Below are 19,074 nucleotides of genomic sequence, written 5' to 3' on the forward strand. Positions count from 1 at the left end.
AGCGGAAAGTTTTTAGGATGTGTTGAGTTATCGAGTTCGGCCGGTAGATCGACGGGTGTCAGTCGTCGCGTGACGTTTCCTGCACTTCGTCGGCCTCGGTCGCTGCGGTGACGCTGCCTTTGCGACCGATCCAATACGGTGCCAAACACGCCAACATCAAACCGATCGTCGCGGCGCCACCAAGACGCATGATCTTCCAAGCCTGCGGAACGTAACTGTTGCTATCGGGATCGTAACTGAAGCACCACAAAACGAATTGATCGACGGGAGTGCCGACCGTGCCATCGCCCGCTTCCACGAGCGCCTTGCGAAGGTCTTCAGTTTCAAACGTTACGGCCAACGAGTATCGCGTCACCACGCCCTTGGGTGAAACGAACGCCAACATCGCCGGGTGATAGTACTCGCCCGACTTGGCGTCATACGTGTATCGAAAGCCTAAAACATCGGCCAACTTGGTAATGATCGGTTGTTGAGCGGTACAGAACTCCCAACCCTCTTCGGCGCGGGGATGTTTTGATACCAATTGTTCGACGTATTTGTCTTTTGTCTTGCGAGCCGTTGCGGTCGATTCTTTTGGGTCGATGCTGACGCTTAGCATTTGAAAGTCTTCGCCGATCCGCAGATCCAATTCGCCCAGCGACTTGGCCAGTTGGTTCAACTGGACGTTGCAAAGCATCGGACAATTGCTGTAATTGAGCGACACGATCGTCGGTTTGTTGCCGTCGATGAAGTAGCCCGTCTTGACCTTGCGACCGGCTGAATCGGTCAGCGGCAAGTTCAGCGGAATCTGGGCGCCGAGATTTTGTTCGACGGTCACGTTTTCGACTTCACGCGGCACGCCGTTGTTCAGCGAGACATCAGCGCCCGATTGCAAACCTTGTGCAACCAGCGATGAACTCAGCACCAAGGGCGCAGCGATCGCGACGAAGCCGGTAAAAAATACCGACGCGAGAGGATTAGGTTTCGTCGCTGCCACTTTTCTTTTCATTGCTGGGTTGGTTGTCCGCGTTCGCTTTGTCCTTGACCATCAATTCGATGGCGTCCTTGACCGGAATCGTGATGCTGCCCGTGTCAGGATTGACACCAAACTCGCTGATTTGTGCGGTTTGCTCGTCGAGTATCTGGTTTTGACGGCGGTAATCGCTCTGGGCCGCCGTTTCGACCTCCTGCCACTGCTTCATCGAGTAGTACAGCACTTGAACCGCCAAAGCGGTGACGCCCGTCACAACAATCGAGATAATTCCGACTGTGAAAATTCGCTTTACGTTCAGATCGTCGTAAGCTGCCATGTTTTTATTGTGGTGGAAAACGTGTTCGAAAGGGGAAAAATTGCCTCAGACTGCGTCATCACGACGCATCCGACGTACGACCGACTAGACGTTCTCGAATGCCATCGATTCGGCCAATCGGGGATCACGAACCGCCACGACTTTCGTGTCGCCGGCAACCTTCAACACCAACCCGGTCAGCAGGGCCGCCATCCCAACGACACACATCACCGCCGACGCAACGCCGATGGTCTGGATCGTATAGGGTAATTCACCGGCCACGGTCGCTTCCGGCATGATGATCCAGAAGATGTCCGCGAAGTGCATGACCAAGACGTAAGCAGCCCAAAACGCGATGATCGCTGGACGACGACGAACAAACATGCTCATCAAGCCAAAGAACGGCAGCAACCAGTGCAGAAAAATCAACAGGACCGTCAACGTTCCCCACCCACCAAGTTGGCGGTGATAGATCCACTCGGTTTCTTCCGGAATATTGCCGTACCAAATCAGCATGTACTGACTGAACGCGATGTACATCCAAAACAGCAAGAAACCGAAGATCAGCTTCGCCAAGTCGTGGTAGTGCTCGACGGTGACTTCATCACGCATCGCACCCTTCTTTTGCAACATGTAAGCCGAAACGGCCAACATGCTGTGCGTCGCCAGAACGCTGCCAGCGAAAAGGTACACGCCGAACATCGTCGAGAACCACATCGGCGACAGGCTCATCACCCAGTCGAAGGCTGCGAACGAGGTAACGCCGCAGAACGCCATCGTTGCCGGCCCACTCCAGTATTGCAAACGATCGGTCATCGCTCGCTCGCCGGTTTGATCCTGTTGCGTGCTGCCGCGGAAAAAGTACAGAGCCAAAAACAACCAGACGGCGAAGTAGATGACCGAGCGAATAGTAAACCAGCCCTGGTTCAGCCAGCGAGACTTTTCGGCCCATGCATCGGTAGGCAGGTGGTTGGCCGTTGCGAAGTTCGGATCGTCCCAGCGATAGAGCGTGCCTTCGCCCATCAACAGCGTCATCAAGATCGGCAGAAACAAGATCGCCAACGGAAACAACATCATCATCACCAGTTCGGCGATTCGGCGGATCACGGTGCTCCAGCCGGCGCGAACGAGGTGTTGGATCAGCACGAAGAACAGCGATCCGGTCGCCAACGTTAGGCAATAGATGAACGCGGCCAAATAGGCCGACATGCCGACTTGGGGACTTCCCATGAAGCTGCCAACGGCCCAACCCGCTACCAACAACAGCAATCCGCCACCCAACAGGGGGGTGGTCAGTGCCGAGAGGGCAGCCGGTAGCATGAAGGCCGGATCATCGGCGGGTTTGACGACAGGGCGTGCGTGAGACATCAGTGCGAACGCTTGTAAAGTTTAAGTGAATTGATCAGTAATTGATCAGTAATATGATCTTGCGGTCGATCAGGGTTGGCTCGATCCGCTATCGATTTAAGCCGACGGCTTGTCGCTCTCGGCTTTGGCAGCTTTCGCCGCCGATTCCTCGGCGGCCTTCTTTTCGGCCTCCGCTTGTTCTTTCAACTTCTGTTGAACGGCAGCTTGCTGTTTCTCGATCGCCTTCTTCTTCGAAGCCGGCACCAAGTCAATCGAAGCGTTTTGGCTCTTCTGCAACGCTCTTACATAGGCCACGATCGCCCAGCGGTCTTCGACCTTGATCTGCGACGCATAGCCCGGCATCTTGCGGATACCGTTGCTGATCGTGTTGAACAGCTTGCCATCGGGATACTTACCCGCGTACAGGCTGTCCTGATGCAGCGAGGACGGCGGCACCCACGTGCCCGCCAAAATCTTCTGGGCCCGTCGGTTCACCAGTCCGTTGCCACCACCGTTCATTCCGTGGCACACCGAACAATAGATCCCAAACTGCTGTTGGCCTTTCTCCAGCAATGCGGCCGTTAGTTCGCTCGGGTTTTCACCCAACCAAGGCGTCGTATCCATCACGCCGGGGGCCGGTGAGGCGGCGGCTTTCGGAGCACCATCGGACTTCGCAGCGGAATCGGCCTTCGCTTCGGCATCATCCAGAGCCCGCACCAACATCGCAGCACGTGGCCCATCGATTTTCGCAAGCGCGTCGATGTCGATGCCCGTTTGATAGTTCAAGTCCATTTGACCGCGGGCCACCGTTCCGGGAACGTCTGGCCGCATCGCTCGCGCGTCGGCGAACAGGGTCGTGTTCTGCTGAGCATCCTTGGAAGGCGAAAAATCCATGTCATAGAAAATATGGAAGCGTGGCGAAGAACTATTCGTCACTCGCATCTTCAGTACGATCAACAACGGAATGATCGACAGAGCGACCATCACCATCCACGACGTGATGATGAACTTCGGCACCTTCTTGGGCGAATCGTCTTCCATCACCGTGGTGATGTACTCGCTACCCGTTTCACTGAACAGTTTCTCAACGCCGGCGCGGTCGTACCGGGCATCCGACGCGTCGACGTAAACGAAGAATCGATCGTCCGTGACCCGATCAAACCGAGGATCGGTAAAAACGGGGTTACTGAACTTGGGCAATCCGTTGAGCGCCCACATTCCGAAGAACGCGCCGAACGATGCGAACAAAATCGTCAATTCGAACGCGACGGGAATAAACGCTGGCAGCGAAATGTACGGCTTGCCTGAGATGATGTACGGGTAATCGATCCCGTTCATCCAAATCTGCATGCACAACCCGGTCAACGTGCCAGTCAATCCGCACGCCAACACGATCCAGGGCAACTTGGTCGGCTTGATACCGAGCGCCTTATCGATGCCGTGAACCGCGAACGGCGCAAACGCATCCGTCTTGGTGTAACCGGCATCGCGAACGCGACGACAAGCATCCATCAAGGTATCGACCGAGGTGTACTCGGCGGCAATTCCGTGAACTTTTTTATCGGTGGTTTCAGACATCGGTATTTTAGTGCTCGTCTGCTTGGGACGTGTTTTCATGGGACATGTGATGCTGCTTCGCAAGCGTCCACTTCACTTCGGCCATGTTGATCACCGGCATCAACCGGCAGAACAACAAGAACAGCGTGAAGAACAGACCAAACGAACCAATCAGCATCGACCAGTCGACCCATGTCGGAGAGAAATACGCCCAGGCGCTGGGAAGATAATCGCGTGACAAACTCGAAATCACAATCACGAATCGCTCGAACCACATTCCGATGTTCACAAAGATCGAAATGATCACGATGATCCAAGGTGTTGTGCGGAACTTTTTGAACCAGAACAACTGAGGACTGATCACGTTGCAGGAAACCATCGTCCAATAGGCCCACCAATACGGACCAAATGCACGGTTCAAGAACGCAAACTTCTCTTCGGGCACCTGGCCGTACCAAGCGATAAAGAATTCTGTGCCGTAAGCCAGTCCGACGATCGATCCGGTCGCCAGGATGATCTTGCACATGTTGTCCAAGTGGCGAATCGTGATCAACTTTTCCAGACCCAACATGGTGCGGGCCGGGATCATCAACGTTAACACCATCGCGAAACCACTAAAGATGGCCCCGGCAACAAAGTAGGGTGGGAAAATCGTCGTGTGCCAACCGGGAACTTGCGAAACCGCGAAGTCGAACGAAACGATCGTGTGCACCGACAAAACCAGCGGCGCGGCGAACGCAGCCAACAATGCATAGGCCTTCTCGTAACGCATCCAGTGACGCGACGACCCCGACCAACCGAGCGACAGAAAGCCGTAAGCCATTCGTCGCCATTTGTTCTTGGAACGATCGCGGAATGTCGCCAAATCCGGCACCATCCCCATGTACCAAAACAGCAACGAAACGGTGCCGTACGTGGACACGGCAAACACGTCCCACAACAACGGACTGCGGAATTGGGGCCACATCCAAAGATTCAAACTGGGATAAGGTGCCAACCAAAACGCCAACCAAGCCCGACCGACGTGGATCCCCGGGAACGTTCCCGCACACACGACGGCGAAGATCGTCATCGCCTCGGCGGCCCGGTTGATCCCCGTCCGCCAGTCTTGGCGAAACAGATACAAAATCGCGCTGATCAATGTACCGGCGTGACCGATACCGACCCAGAACACGAAGTTGACAATCGGCCAACCCCAGAACACCGGCGATCGGTTACCCCAGACGCCGACGCCCGTGTAAAGCAAGTAAAGGATGCAGATACCGAACCACTGAAGCAGTGCGAACGAGATCAAGAACCCGATCACCCAAGCCTTGTTCGGCTTTCGCTCGGCAACTTGACACACCGTTTCGGTGATATCGTGAAACGTCGTGTCGCCCAACACCAACGGGGCACGTTCGCCCGGGCGTTCGACGCTGTTGTCCAGTCCGTTGGGGATGGCAAGTGACATAAGGAATAGGTTTCAGGTATCAGGTATCAGTTGAAAGGAAAACGCAGGTCGACCAGCCCAGCGGGCCGATCGTGGCGAGGCTAATCTTTGTGTTCGGCTTCATGATCATGGCCGTCGTGATCATGATCGCTATGAGCGTCGTGAGCGTGGGCGTCGTGACCATGACCTTCGCCGCCATGAGCACCACCAGCGTCGTGATGACCGGCGTGATGCGGTGCCTTGAGCTCCGCCAAGTCCAACAACTGAACCGCCGTCATCAAACGCTTGGGGGTATTGCGGACGCGAGCCAGATACTCCGTTCGTGGCTTGACGTTCAATTGACCCAACATGCCGTAACTGCGAGGGTCCTTCCGCTTCTTCGCGACGACCGAATCGGGGTCGGCGATATTGCCGAAGTTGATCGCTCGGGTCGGACAAGCCGACTGACAAGCCGTGACAATGTCACCGTCTTGAACTTTGCGATCTTCTTTGCGAGCGGTGATCTTTCCCTTTTCGATGCGTTGGACACAGTACGTGCATTTTTCCATCACACCGCGACCACGAACAGTCACGTCGGGGTTCATCACCAAGGCCTGCAACTTGCGGTTCGCTTTTTCGATCGCACTGGGATAGGCGTCGATGCCGTACCCGACGCCAACGTCTGAGTTGTAGTTGAAGTAGTTGAAGCGACGTACTTTGAACGGACAGTTGTTGGCACAATATCGCGTTCCGATACATCGGTTGTACGCCATCGCGTTCAAGCCTTCGTCGGTGTGAACCGTTGCCGCGACAGGGCAAACTTGCTCGCACGGAGCCGTTTCGCAGTGCATACAAGCGACGGGCTCTTGAACAACATCTGCGTTATCTTCGTCGCCCTGAAAGTAACGGTCGATTCGCAACCAGTGCATTTCGCGACTGTTAAGAACCTGTTCGCGACCGACGATCGGCACATTATTTTCGCTTTGGCAAGCGATCACACAAGCATTGCAACCGATGCACTTGGTCAGGTCGATCGACATGCCCCACTGCGGTAATTCAGGTCTCTCAATTTCGATCGTATTGATCGGCTCTTCCCACGGCGATCCGGCACGACCGACCTGAGGCACGTGCGGTGCTTTGCCTTCGGCATGAGCAAACTCGGGCACTTTGGCGAGCAGCGCCGCGGTACCTTCGCGAACAAGCGAGAAACTTCGTTGCTGGGTTTCATCACGCCCACCTTCATCGATCGCCCAGTGATCCTGGGTCGTTGCGATTTCAGTTTCTTCGAATCGTGGACGACCTTTGACGTTGTAAGCAACCATCATCGAATCGTGCTTCCGCAGCGACGACACGTTGATACCAACCGTGTCCACATCCTTCGCGACGTTGCCACCCACCATACCCGCACGGGTACGTCCATAACCGATCATCGCAACGACGACACCGGCGGCCAGGCCTGGCATTTCATAGACAGGCAACTCAACCTTTGCGTCACCGACTTGCAACGCCACCGCCAATTCGTGCTTCACACCGAGCGATTGAGCCGTTCGCGGACTCATCACGGCCGCGTTGTCCCACGACATCTTCGTCAGCGAATGAGGCAACTCTTGAAGCCAACCGTTGTTCGCGAACCGACCGTCGTACAGACCGTCGGCGGGCACAAACAGAACCTCCATCGCATCTTTATCGAATTCGTTTGACGCCGTGGGTGCATCGGCCGTCAACGGCTTGCCTTCGCCGACCGGCTTCAACTCCGCTTTCACAACGATCGAGTCCGAATATCCGTCGTGCAGCAATTTCTGCCACTGACGATCGCTCAACGAAGAACCAGCCAGTTGATCGGCAGTTCGACGAACGATTCCCGCGCCGTCGACCGTATCTTCACCCAGCATCAACGCCAAGACTTCGATCACACCGCGACCACCCAAAAGCGGCAAGATCTGCGGCTGGCAAACGCCGTAGTGACCGTCATCACCGATCACATCGCCCCAGGATTCGAGCGGGTGCGACATCGGCAACGACCACTCACACACGTACCCCGTTTCGTCGTCGTATTCGCCCAAGTAAATCGAATGCTCGACCTTCGCGATCGCAGCGGCCAACTCGACATCGCCCGGTGCAGTGAAGACCGGGTTGTCACCCAGAATCAGCAACGAATCGACATCACCCGAGTTGATCTTGGACACCAAATCCGAGATCGAGACTGCGTCGCCCAACTCCGCATCAACGGCCGCCATGAAGCTTTGCGACTTGCCGAGCGAACCCAACTTTTGGTTCATGCGAATGCCGGCCGCAACCGCGTCGGCACCCAGCGTTTCGCCCACAACCACGACCGCCTTGTCGCCCGCTTCGGCGATGTCATGCGCCGCAACATCCAAGAATCGCTCGAGACGATCCTCGGGGTTCATTGTATTAAATCCAGCTTCGGCTTCGCCCGAATGATCGTGCTTGCCACCACCGACCAACTCTTCGACACGGCGACCCAATTCGGCGATGAACGCAGGCATTTGCGAAGGCTTGATCGCCAAACGCGTGTCAGCACTCGCACCGGTACCCGTGAAGCCACCTTCAACGACATACAAGCGGTTCATGCCATTTTCATCACCCGAAAGTGGGTCACGACGTTTCGCAAACGAACGAGCGGCCGTGATCATCGCCGGGTGCTTGCCCAAAATATCGGCTTCAATCGTGACGATAACATCCGCCTGATCGAGCGACAAAACCTGCGTCGCCGCTTTTCCGAAGACCGCCTTGGTTGCATCCGCCATCACGCTGCCGGAAACCGAATCAAATCGACAAACGGTCGCCTTGGGCAGCTTCTTTTTCATGGCCGCCAACATCCGCGACGTCGAGGGCGAATGCGTGGGCGACATCAGCACGGCGAACTTCGAACCGCCGTCACCAGCAGCCGTCTTCACAAGAGCCTTGCCATAGACTGCAAAGTCATCCCAACCGAGCTGCTCTCGATTCCCATCCACTTTACGCAGCAAGAAACCGCCATCACCACGAGCACGATCGGGGTCATAAAGCCCCAGAATCGACGCCTGCGAAAACACATCGGTGCCGCCGCCGCCGGGGTGATCCTGATTCGATTCGATCTTCAACGGACGGCCGTCGAAGTTGGTGACCAGCAGATTGTAAACCCGACCGGCCAACTCGAAATTCGTCGCACGGCTATATGTTTCGCCGGGAACACGCCCTTCCGGACGGATCACGAACGGCAAAATCTCTTCTTCGGGGTAGCGGCAACCGGCGGCACCCACAAGGGCCAACGACGCGCCCATCAACTGCATCCAGCGACGACGCGATACGCCCTCGGGGAACTCCGATGCCGCGACCGGGAACTCGCGATCGAGGTACTGCTCGAATTCCTTGTCGCCACGAAATTCCGAGAGACTTCGCCAGTACTGTGGCCGTGCCTTCTCCTGGGTGGCTTCGGATGTCGAAGGTTCCGGATGGTTCAAGGTCATGTCGAGAGATTGCGAAAGAGGGTGGAAGTGATGTGCGGGAAAAAAACCAAGTGACGAGCGGCGACTATTTCGCCCCACGCGACCGGGACCGACCTAGCGATGACAAACGGCGCAGTGGACTTGGGGATTGATGTTGTGATCTTTCCGCCACTCTTTCGCGAAGGCCGCTTGAGCTTCGGGGTTATCAAACTCCCAATCCAACTTCGTTACAAATTCCTTGGGCCGCAGGTGGGGCTCAGGATTGCGGTGGCACGTGATACACCATGCCATCGACAACTCTTCGTGCTGATAAACGACTTCCATCTGATCGATCCGGCCGTGACACGACTTGCAACTAACGCCCGAATTGACGTGTGCAGCGTGGTTGAAGTAGACGAACTCGGGCAGGTTGTGAACGCGTTTCCAGGCCATACTGCGACCGGTTTCCCAGCTTTCACGAATGGGAGCCAACTTAGGGCTCTCTGCATGAACGGCCGCCAAAGCTGTCACGCCCTGGTCGTTCGCTGGCGAGTGACAATTGACACACGTCGCGGTGGGCGGGACCGCCGCGTGGGCAGCGTCGAAGACCGTGTTGTGACAGTACCGGCAGTCCATTTTCAACTGCCCCGCGTGGATCGCGTGACTGAATGGAACCGGCTGAGTCGGCTGATAGCCGATATTGAGCGTCACGGGATCGGTCAGCAGACCGCCCATCGCGCCCGCGAACACGGCACCAGCCGCACCGGCAACTGCCAGCAGGCCGAGAAGTGGATTGATCCAGCGAGGAAACAAGAACCGTTGCATAATAATACTGTCTAGCCCAACGACGCCGGCGCCGACGACAGTTCGTCGCGACTCGTTTCGCGGGAGAAGGAGTAAGAAAAAGAAGGCATCCAGTGCCCGATCGGGCCGCAGTATGGCGGTCACACTAGCAAGCTGGCAATCCCGACCAACGACCGAGCGACATTGTGTCGCACGACTATTGCTTTGCGATGCCAAAAAAGCGGTGTTCACGCTGTCTGGGTAAGAACCGAGGGCGACCAATAGCCGGCAACCGGCATAAGCCTGCGACGCAACGACGCGGCCGCTGATGCGTTCCAAAAAACGGGCAACCCGATGTGGACCCGCGACGCCGTTGGCGCGACGTGAACTGCAAAGCAGCTCACGAAGAAAACACAGTACACCCTGCGAGCGGAGTCGCAGGGCCACGAAGGGTGATCCCAAACGGGCAACCCGATGTGGACCCGCGACTCCGCTCGCGGGATGTCAGCTGCAAAGTAGCCGGCAGAAGCGCAGCGTACACCCTGCGAGCGGAGTCGCAGGGCCACAAAGGGTGATCCCAAACGGGCAACCCGATGTGGACCCGCGACTCCGTTGGCGGGATATGAACTGCAAAGCAGTTCATGAAGAGAACACAGTACACCCTGCGAGCGGAGTCGCAGGGCCACGAAGGGTGATCCGCAACGGGTAACAACTTCAGCCCCGGTGTATGCTCGTAGCTATCCGAACCGAACGCGAAAGGCACCGCCATGACACACGCGACACCGTCCCAACGTCGCCTTTGGGTCCTGATCGCGATAGCGATCGTGACCACCGTGGCGGTGATCGGCTACATCCAATTCTACTTAGCTCGGCCCATCGGCGACGGACCGGCTGGCCCAGCGGTGAACGCGACTGTTTTTGAGCATCCTTGGACCGATCGCAAAATCCGCGTCATCGGCATCGGCGACAGTGTCACGGCGGGATTGGGTGCCAAGTCACCGTCCCATTCGTTCTTCAACCGACTGCTGAAGAATCCTCGCGACGAATTCGACGAACTGCGAGGCGTTTGCTTGACGGCCGTGCTTCCCAACCTGGAATCCGAGAACTTTGCCATTTCGGGGTCCGAGTCATCGATGCATCTAGAAGTCGCGGTTGACCAAGTGCCGACATACGACGACGCATTCGGCATTGTCCTGATGACATCCGGTGGAAACGATTTGATCCACAGCTACGGTCGCAGCGACCCGCGAGAGTGCGCGATGTACGGTGCTTCGCTGGAACAAGCCCGACCCTGGATCGCTTCTTTCCGAGTCCGACTGCGAGAGATATTCGACGAGCTGAGCGGAAAATTCCCGGCTGGCTGCGAGATTTACATCGGCGACATCTACGACCCGACCGACGGCATTGGTGACGCGCCGAGCATCTTCCTGCCCGATTGGCCCGATGGACTTGCGATTCACGCCGAATACAACGCCGTGATCCGAGAAGTGGCCAGCCAGGACGCGCACGTGTTCGTCGTGCCGCTTCACGAAACTTTCTTAGGCCACGGCTCGCACTGTCGCCAATTTTGGCGATCGACCTACGACGCAGACGATCCACACTACTGGTTCTACACCAACATCGAAGACCCCAACGACCGAGGCTACGACGCGATCCGTCGCGTCTTCCTCAACACGATTATCGCCAACACTTCACTGGCGACCGAAGTTCGCTCCGAACAACGATGAACGCTGCTCGAAACAGCTAGGCGATTTCACGCAGCGCGTTTCCGCTGACAAAGAAACTGCCCATTGGAAAGCGGCAACGATTGCCGCCTCGCGTTCACTACTTGTTGTCTTTCATCGAGTTCTCAGTTTCCTCTAACAACTGCTTCTCCTTGGCTTGATACTCTTCGATGGCCGAAGGGGCCATTCCCTCGGTCACGCTGGTTGGCGCTGAACTGTCGCCACAGCCACTGACCATCGGAACGACACAACCCAGGAAAAGGAAACTGAACATTAGGTTTTTCAACGGAAATCTCTTTTCAAAAATGTGAGTGCGAACGCCTCGCTCGCTGACTGTCCCAAACGCAAATGGATCGATGTTGATCGATCGGTTTAAAAAAAGAACCGGGATGCATTTCTGCCCCGGCAAAGCTCGCCACCGAAACCGATCGTCCAGTGGCGAGCAAGAGAAGGTGCCAATCGATTTACAACTCTTCTTCGATCACTTCTTTCGCGGCGCGAGTCCCCAAAGCACCCCACAAGCCGTAGGGGCTTTCGGAGCCTGCGGATTGCGGGCCAACGCCACCCGACCAAACCATTCCCGCTGTCGAAGTCCCCGCTTCGATGGAATCGGTGATGAATTTCACCGCACCATCACCCATCAATACGTGGGCACCACCTTGGTGATAGCTCGATGCTGAACCAACCAAGTTCAAGTCGTCACCGTTGGTCCGCGAGCAAATCTCGCTGTTAGGCGGCAGGATCGTGACCATGCCCGAGAAAATCGTCTTGGCATCCGCCCAGCGATAACCTCGCGCTCGGGTATCACGACTATCCGCGGTCCAAAATCGCGGTCGTAGTGGATCGATGACACCAGCACAGGCTTTCGGATTTTGGCGAATCACCGTCATGGTCGCGTTGTTGTTCCCAGCCGTGAAGTTGGGCAGGACGGTTCGGTTGTCTTTGTCGCCGAGCGAAGTCGCGATTTCACCCATCGCGATGGCATTTGATAATCCGTCAAGACAGTCGCGAAACTTTGTGTCGTCAAACGGCTTGAAGAATCCACGGTGGGCCTTCTGTGCCGTTTGGGCCCGCGTCTTCGTCATTCCGATAACGCGATTATTTGGCCAAGGACCGTATGCCGTTTCGTCCGACGAATCGCCGATACAGGCTGCGTAATTGGTTCGACCCAGCGCAGGAAGGCCAACACCTGGATCGCTGGGACAGCGAAAGGTCGGGATCTCAAACGTCCACGGCAAGTAAGTGATTTCGTTCGGTGTCGGCCCCATGGCAGGCCAAATCAGTGGCGTGCCGCCGTTGTTGTCCAAAGGATTGGTAATCTGTTCCCAGATGCCTTGTTGCTCAATCATTGGCAAAACGCTCACCAACATGCTCAATTGCTTGTTATTTCCGGTCACGCCATTTTGCCACCATGCCATCCCGGTGGGGTTGATCCCGTCAACGGTGCCTGTGCCGTGTGTCGGCAACCTCTTGAAGACCGAATGGTAATTGTGAATTCCAAGCCCGATTTGCTTGAAATTGTTACTGCAACTCATCCGACGAGCAACTTCACGTGCCGCTTGAACCGCCGGCACGCAACCCGACCAACACGCCGATGATGGCGATGACCACTAGAAGCTCCACCAAGGTGAAACCTCGATTCCGATTCGCGTTCTTCATGACTAAAATCCCTAGGATTAAAAAGAGAAAGACTCAAAACTTCACATCAGACTGGCTCGTCAAATCCTCAAAACGTCATAGACGCTCAGTAACGGATTGATAAGAAAAAATTTGGACTTGCCAGCCGTATTGCAATTTTGGGCCTGAGGCGACCGATAAACAATCGTTTATTGCGACGCGAGAAACGCCGTCAACTGCGGCGCATGAACGGTTCGCCCGACAGTGCCGTGAACGCACAGCAACGTTTCAAACACATCAGAATCCAGCCCAAAATCGCCCGTTCGTTTGTTGTCCCCGATCCGTTTATGAGTGTTTTCCAATGATAATGAAGTCAAAACGGGGCCGACCCTGCTATTCGATCTTGTGCTGCTATGCGGTGGCGCTGCTCGTCGGGACCACCACCGCGAAGGCGAGCCACACCCCAGGACAACGACTAATCCTGGACTGCGATACGGCGAACGAGATCGACGACCTGTATGCGATCGTGCGAATGATGAAGCAGGACGCGTTCGATGTCGTCGGCCTGACTTCATCGCAGTGGTTTCACTATTTGGGCGACCCAAAGTCGGTCGAAGCAAGCCAGAAAGACAACGAGGACCTGATGCGCGTTCTGGGACGAAGCGATGTGCCGATGCCGCAAGGTTCGCCGGAACCACTCGGAAAACCTTGGGGCGGTGACGATGCCAAAGACTCCGTAGCGGCACAGTTCATCATCGCGCAAGCCCGGGCAACTCCTGCCGATGAACACCTGATCGTTGTCTGCACCGGTGCGTCGACGAACCTGGCATCGGCCATCAAAATTGCGCCCGAAATCGCGGCCAAAATCAAAGCCTACATTTTGGGATTCCAGTACGACGCTTCGACGGGCGTCTGGAACAAGTCGGAATTCAATATTCGTCGCGACTTGAATGCCGCCGATTTTCTGCTGAACCAACGCGACCTGGAATTGCACATCATGCCGACCAGCGTGTCGAAACAACTGACTTTCGATCGCGACGATACCTTCACGCGTCAGCAATCGATGGGCGAACTCGGTAGATACTTGACGCAAAAATGGAAAACCAAATTTCCAAACAGCACGACATGGACGATGTGGGACCTGGCCCTCGTCGAATCGCTACTGCACCCCGAAATGGCATCCGAGAAGCAGGTCAACACGCCTCCGGAAAACAATCAGCGGAAGGTATGGATGTACGATTCGATTGATGCCGCCGCGATGAAACAAGACTACTGGCAAACGGCGACAACGAAATAGACAAAGCGAGCGAGGCCGTGGCCTCACTCGCTTTGTCGTTCGAGCGCACTGTGATTGCGGGGGATTTAGGCCGCGATCAGTTCGCGGTGGTGCTGGGCGTACCCGACCCACTCGGTCACTTCGTTCAAGTCGGGCAGCGTGCCGCCACGAACGATTCGCTTGCCCTCGGTGCTGCGAGCGATCGAATCGATGGTGCCAAACAACGTACCCGCGTTTTCAGCCGCAAGTTCCTCGGGCGTCGTGACTTCGGCCATCACCAACAACTGGGCGTCATGGCCTCGCAACATCGGGACTCGGCAAACGAGTGTGGACTGCTGCTGCCATTGCAACACCGTATCAGCGTCGACACGACGATGCCCCAGTTGCTCCGCGACCGCAGCCGGATCGGAAGTCAACAAGTCGTCGACAGTGTAGATGTCAATCGCGTGCAATCGTTCGGCCATACGTGCGCCGATCGACGGTGCGTCGACAACGGGACTGTCGCGTTGCAAGTAGAAACGCAGCTCTCGCTCTGAACTGCGTTCGGGTCGCGGTTCACGACGACGCGAGTCGCGCTCGCCTCGCTGCGCCCGTTCGCTTCTCTCGGTTCGTTCACTTCGTTCGGCTCGTGGTTCCCTTTCACTGACAACTCGATCGCCGCTAACTCGATCGCCGCTAACTCGTTCGTTGCTAACTCGTTCGTCACGGTCACTTCGTTCGTATCGAACGACTTCACGTGCAGCCGACGTGGATCCAGTCGATGAACGTCGCGATTGACGCCGTGATCGTCCGCTATCGGAACCACTGCCCGAACCGTTTCCAGTTCCATGGCCGTTTCCAGTTCCATGGCCGTTTCCACGACCTTGTCCCTCGGCGGCCGAGCGAGTGGAGTTTCCACCCCGGTTGCTTCGTCGTCGAATGTAACCGTCGATGGAATCGCCTTCACGCGAGCCCCGTTCATTGCTTTCGATGGTTCGAATGCGTCGACGACCTCGCGAGCCTTCGGAGGATCGGCGTCCGTCATTTTTTTCGTACTCGTAGCGATCGCTGTCGAACGCGAATTCACCGTCGCGCCCTGCGTCCGAGTCACGACCTAGTGGATCGTCGCCGGACAAACGTTCGTCACGATAGTAGCTGCGGCGCGCCCCGTTTTGGATTCGCGTTTTTCCGTGTGAACGAACCGAAGCCGAGCGACCGCGAGCAAATCCACCGAATTTTCGATCACTGCTGCTATTGGCCGCAGCGATCCAACTGGTCAAACGCGACAGTTCGTGACTGCTGCCGGAAAGCAATAACTGCTGGCCTCGCTGCGTTGCCAAAAATTCTTCGACACGGCCGAGCAAGTCGACGGGATGAATCGACGCCAACTGTGCCGGCGTGGTGATCCCGCATCCGACAAGCACGCGTGCATCGAAGCCTCGCAATTGAGGTACGCGGCACACCAACCGACACTCGGCTTGCCAACGACGAATCACGGGTGCGTCAACATTCGTCAAACCCAACGCATCGGCTAGACGGTTCGAGTCTTGCTGCATCAAGTGATTGATGTGAGTCACGCTCAATCCACGCAACCGCGCCGCTGCGACGGCGTCGATGGACGGGGCTTGGTCGATCGGGCTGTCCACGGACAAAAAGAATGGGCTTGCCGGTGCTTGTACCGACTTGATCGCAACGGAGTTGTTTACCACCGACGGCGATACAACTTGGCCAGCGGCGTGTCCGTGAGCATCAACATACGAACCATTCGAGGAATCGCGAAACGTGCTCTCCGGGTAGAGAGTCCTTTGCATCCCCTGGCCAGACGTGTCGACACGGTTTCCGTGATCGCGATGGTTTCGCGCCGCATCGGTCGTGTAGTGATCGGCATAGTAGTATCCGTCACGAAACTCGGCTCCATCGATCGCCCAATCGGTTCGCGCCGATTGCGTGGGATCGTTGTACAGCCCGTAGGCTTCGCGCCACGCCATGTCAAAGTCGCCATTGACATCGCCGCTTCGCGGCGGGCGACGACTGGCCACGGATTCCGCCGATCGATCGCCGTACGTGTGCGGATGCGGGCCGACGTAGCTTTCCGGCGTGTATTGGGATTGCCACATTGGACGATGCGGGTGCACGACGCGTTCACCGCGAATCGCAAACGAGCGGGCTCCGACACGTGCAAGTTGATCGACCAAACCTTGATGGCTGGTCAACACAACGACCTGGCGGCCGCGATGTGCGTAGTCACGCAGCGCCGCAACGATCGGGTGATTGCTGTGACCGTGATCGCCGTGTTCAAAGTAGGCCAAAGGCGTGGTATCACCCAAGCCGATCGAACCGATGTCCGAGAACAATTCGCGATGCGTTTCCAAGACCAGAGGAATGGGACGACCGAGTTGTTCCAAAAGTTCACCCGCGGCCAATCGAACGGCCATGGTTGCGATCGCACGTTCGGCGCCCGTGCACTGGTTTTCGTCGCGACCATTGATCTTGACCACACCGCCTTGGAATCCATCGCGATGCATCATCGACGAATCATTGCGATACAGTTGGTACGGCCAATCGACACGCTGCAACCGACCGGCGGAAAGACGCACCAACCATCGGCTGGCAGCATCGGCGAGCGGCGATTGCGAGCTTCCCGTCGGTTTGACAACGCGAAGTTGATCGATCAGTTCATCGCGTCGCTTTCGAAGCCAATCGATACGCGGGGTCGAACCGATCGCCGCATCGATGCTGCGAATTTCAGCGGCGATCGCGTCACGGTCGATCCAGTCCGATGAATAGCCCGACACATGATCGCCGGCGAGTTGATAGTGGGCCGCGTACGAATCAATGACTGGCAACGTACGCATGGAACGACGGATCTGTGCCGCCGAACGCAAACAGTCATCCAGTTCGGCGGTCAATCGACCGAGTTCGGCCGACCGTTCGTCACGTTCACGTCGCAGTCCGATCGCGCCGAAGCGGACGCCTTCGGACCATGGGCCGGCCGAAAAATTAGCCGACGCCGAGTGACCGATTGTGCTTTCACGCAGCAGTGATTCACGGTGACGCGACAGCCCTTCCAAGGCGGCCACTAACCACGATTCGCTGTGCGCCAGTTCTTCCAATTCGCCGACGTGGTGGCGGTCGATCGACGACGGGGCCGCGTAGTGCGAACCGCGTGCGTATTGATCCACCGTATACGATTGAACCGTTCGCAAGTCGTCGCGGATGGCACGAAGGGTGCCTTCCAACGAAGTGGCCGATCGGTAACCCGCCGATGACGGGATCGACTCGAACCAAGCGTGTTGAAGATTTTCGGGGCTGGCGTATCGCGACAGCAACCAATCGATATTGCGTGTCGCCGACTCCATGCGAGATTCGACTTCGTCCAAATGCAGCAGTGGCCGATGCCCGCCGGCATAAATGTTCTGGTCCAAGTCGTCCCATGAACGGGTCGGCTCATAGCGATCGATGGCATGCAGGAACCCATCCAATCGCATACGACGAAGCGTCGCTTCATCGATCGGCGATCCGGTGTATCGAGCGAACGTGTCGCGACCGGCAAGCAATGCTTGACGCAGACCGCGAACTTCCAACAGCGCGCGGCGCCAACGGATCATTTGGGCGTCGAGGTCTTCGAGTTGGCGACGCAAATTTTCGTCGGCAATCGAGGCTTCGTATCGATAAGATGGCGAGACATCGCCGCGGGCACCGTAGCGAGCCGCTTCGGCATCGATCTCGGCGATCCAACGACGCAATTCGTGTTGACGATGACGCAGGCCGCGCGTCCGATCGTGCAAACGCGACAATTCGTGCTGCCAATCGTTGTAGCGTGACCGAGGAATGAAATGGTCGGTGTTATGTCCCACGGGGTGATGCGTACGACGATTCAAGCGGGCAACCAATTCGGCGCGACGGTGGATCAGCGATTCCCGATCACGACCGCCCGAATCCAACCGAGACAATTCGGACTCGATGGTTGCCAATTCTTCACGTCGTTGCAAATGGTTTTCATAGCGACGATCGCCAACGGTTTCGCGACGATACCCACCCAGCGAGTCCACGTGAGCATCACGATCTTGATAGACCGAATCGCGGCCCAGCGGCAGCGAGCGATACGTTTCGGGCGAATCCAGTCCGGCGCGAACGCAGGCCGACACAACTCGACCGACCGACGTGATGCCAGAATCCGTGATCACACCGTCGACCAGGCTCTCGGGCAACTGAATCGACTTCATGGCCAACGCCGAGTCGGAAAAATTCGCGTTTGCATGGGCTGCCGAGCCGGCGCCGATTGAATTGGCCCAAGCTGAACCATTCAGTGCCATGTCTTGATAGGCCCCGGAACTCGCGATGTCGGAATAGACCGAAGCGCCTCGAGATTCGAATTCGACGGTGCGTCGTCCCGTCGCGGTGCCATCTTTTTCGCGGCGGCAATGCAGCATTCCGTGGCGATCGGCCCAGACGACGCGGCCCGTCGACGAGCTCATCATGCCAAGCGGATATTCGCGATTGACCAGCGAATCACGAATGAAGCGAACAATTGCGGTTTTTCCAGAGCCAGCGGGGCTGGATACCACGTTGAGGTGTTCGGAAAACGGGCCCAATTCTACGCCGTTTAGGGGTCCGTGGGCGTCGATGTCGATTCGGTCCAACAACATGATCTGGCCCCTCCATGGCCACGCGGGTCGAAACCCGG

11 protein-coding genes and 1 pseudogene are annotated in these 19,074 nt (G+C 56.8%); 2 read left to right on the forward strand and 10 right to left on the reverse strand.

The features are described 5' to 3' along the window. Nucleotides 1-58 precede the first annotated feature (58 nt). The 7 genes from Poly51_RS11050 to Poly51_RS11080 all read right to left on the reverse strand — a co-directional run bounded on the left by Poly51_RS11050 (nucleotide 59) and on the right by Poly51_RS11080 (nucleotide 9,833). Nucleotides 59-988, reverse strand: a complete 930-nt coding sequence (locus Poly51_RS11050; protein ID WP_146457419.1) for an SCO family protein — start codon at nucleotides 986-988, stop codon at nucleotides 59-61. Further along, nucleotides 957-1,289, reverse strand: coding sequence for a hypothetical protein (locus Poly51_RS11055; protein ID WP_146457421.1), 333 nt, complete (start codon nucleotides 1,287-1,289; stop codon nucleotides 957-959). The genes Poly51_RS11050 and Poly51_RS11055 overlap by 32 nt, the downstream gene beginning before the upstream one ends. Nucleotides 1,290-1,373: 84 nt before the next feature. After that, nucleotides 1,374-2,636, reverse strand: coding sequence for a hypothetical protein (locus tag Poly51_RS11060; RefSeq protein ID WP_146457423.1), 1,263 nt, complete (start codon nucleotides 2,634-2,636; stop codon nucleotides 1,374-1,376). Nucleotides 2,637-2,732: 96 nt separating this feature from the next. After that, nucleotides 2,733-4,193, reverse strand: coding sequence for a quinol:electron acceptor oxidoreductase subunit ActD (locus Poly51_RS11065; protein ID WP_146457425.1), 1,461 nt, complete (start codon nucleotides 4,191-4,193; stop codon nucleotides 2,733-2,735). 7 nt (nucleotides 4,194-4,200) lie between these two features. Further along, nucleotides 4,201-5,622 carry an NrfD/PsrC family molybdoenzyme membrane anchor subunit gene (gene nrfD, locus Poly51_RS11070; protein WP_146457427.1) on the reverse strand — a complete coding sequence of 474 codons (1,422 nt, stop codon included), beginning with the start codon at nucleotides 5,620-5,622 and terminating at the stop codon, nucleotides 4,201-4,203. An 80-nt stretch (nucleotides 5,623-5,702) separates the two neighbouring features. Next, entirely contained in the window at nucleotides 5,703-9,050 is a 3,348-nt protein-coding gene (locus tag Poly51_RS11075; protein ID WP_146457429.1) for a TAT-variant-translocated molybdopterin oxidoreductase, read from the reverse strand. 93 nt (nucleotides 9,051-9,143) lie between these two features. Then, nucleotides 9,144-9,833 (reverse strand): cytochrome c3 family protein, encoded by a 690-nt coding sequence (locus Poly51_RS11080; RefSeq protein WP_146457431.1) that lies wholly within the window; start codon nucleotides 9,831-9,833, stop codon nucleotides 9,144-9,146. Between the two features lie 725 nt (nucleotides 9,834-10,558). On the opposite strand from Poly51_RS11080, the gene Poly51_RS11085 reads away from it, so the two are divergent. Further along, on the forward strand, nucleotides 10,559-11,518 hold the full coding sequence (locus Poly51_RS11085; RefSeq protein ID WP_146457433.1) for an SGNH/GDSL hydrolase family protein: 960 nt from the start codon (nucleotides 10,559-10,561) through the stop codon (nucleotides 11,516-11,518). 97 nt (nucleotides 11,519-11,615) lie between these two features. On the opposite strand, the gene Poly51_RS11090 is transcribed toward Poly51_RS11085, so the two are convergent. Then, complete coding sequence (locus Poly51_RS11090; protein WP_146457435.1) at nucleotides 11,616-11,801, reverse strand: hypothetical protein; 186 nt, start codon at nucleotides 11,799-11,801, stop codon at nucleotides 11,616-11,618. Between the two features lie 178 nt (nucleotides 11,802-11,979). Next, a pseudogene (locus Poly51_RS11095) lies at nucleotides 11,980-13,174 on the reverse strand (DUF1559 family PulG-like putative transporter). Between the two features lie 319 nt (nucleotides 13,175-13,493). Between Poly51_RS11095 and Poly51_RS11105 the strand changes: the two are divergent. Then, the gene (locus Poly51_RS11105) at nucleotides 13,494-14,429 is read left to right on the forward strand and encodes a nucleoside hydrolase (protein ID WP_146457441.1); all 936 of its coding nucleotides are present in this window, start codon (nucleotides 13,494-13,496) and stop codon (nucleotides 14,427-14,429) included. Between the two features lie 65 nt (nucleotides 14,430-14,494). Here Poly51_RS11105 and Poly51_RS11110 read toward each other — a convergent pair whose 3' ends face one another. Next, complete coding sequence (locus Poly51_RS11110; protein WP_186775482.1) at nucleotides 14,495-19,036, reverse strand: DUF4332 domain-containing protein; 4,542 nt, start codon at nucleotides 19,034-19,036, stop codon at nucleotides 14,495-14,497. Between the last annotated feature and the right edge of the window lie 38 nt (nucleotides 19,037-19,074).

This window comes from Rubripirellula tenax (assembly GCF_007860125.1).
Lineage (GTDB): Bacteria > Planctomycetota > Planctomycetia > Pirellulales > Pirellulaceae > Rubripirellula > Rubripirellula tenax.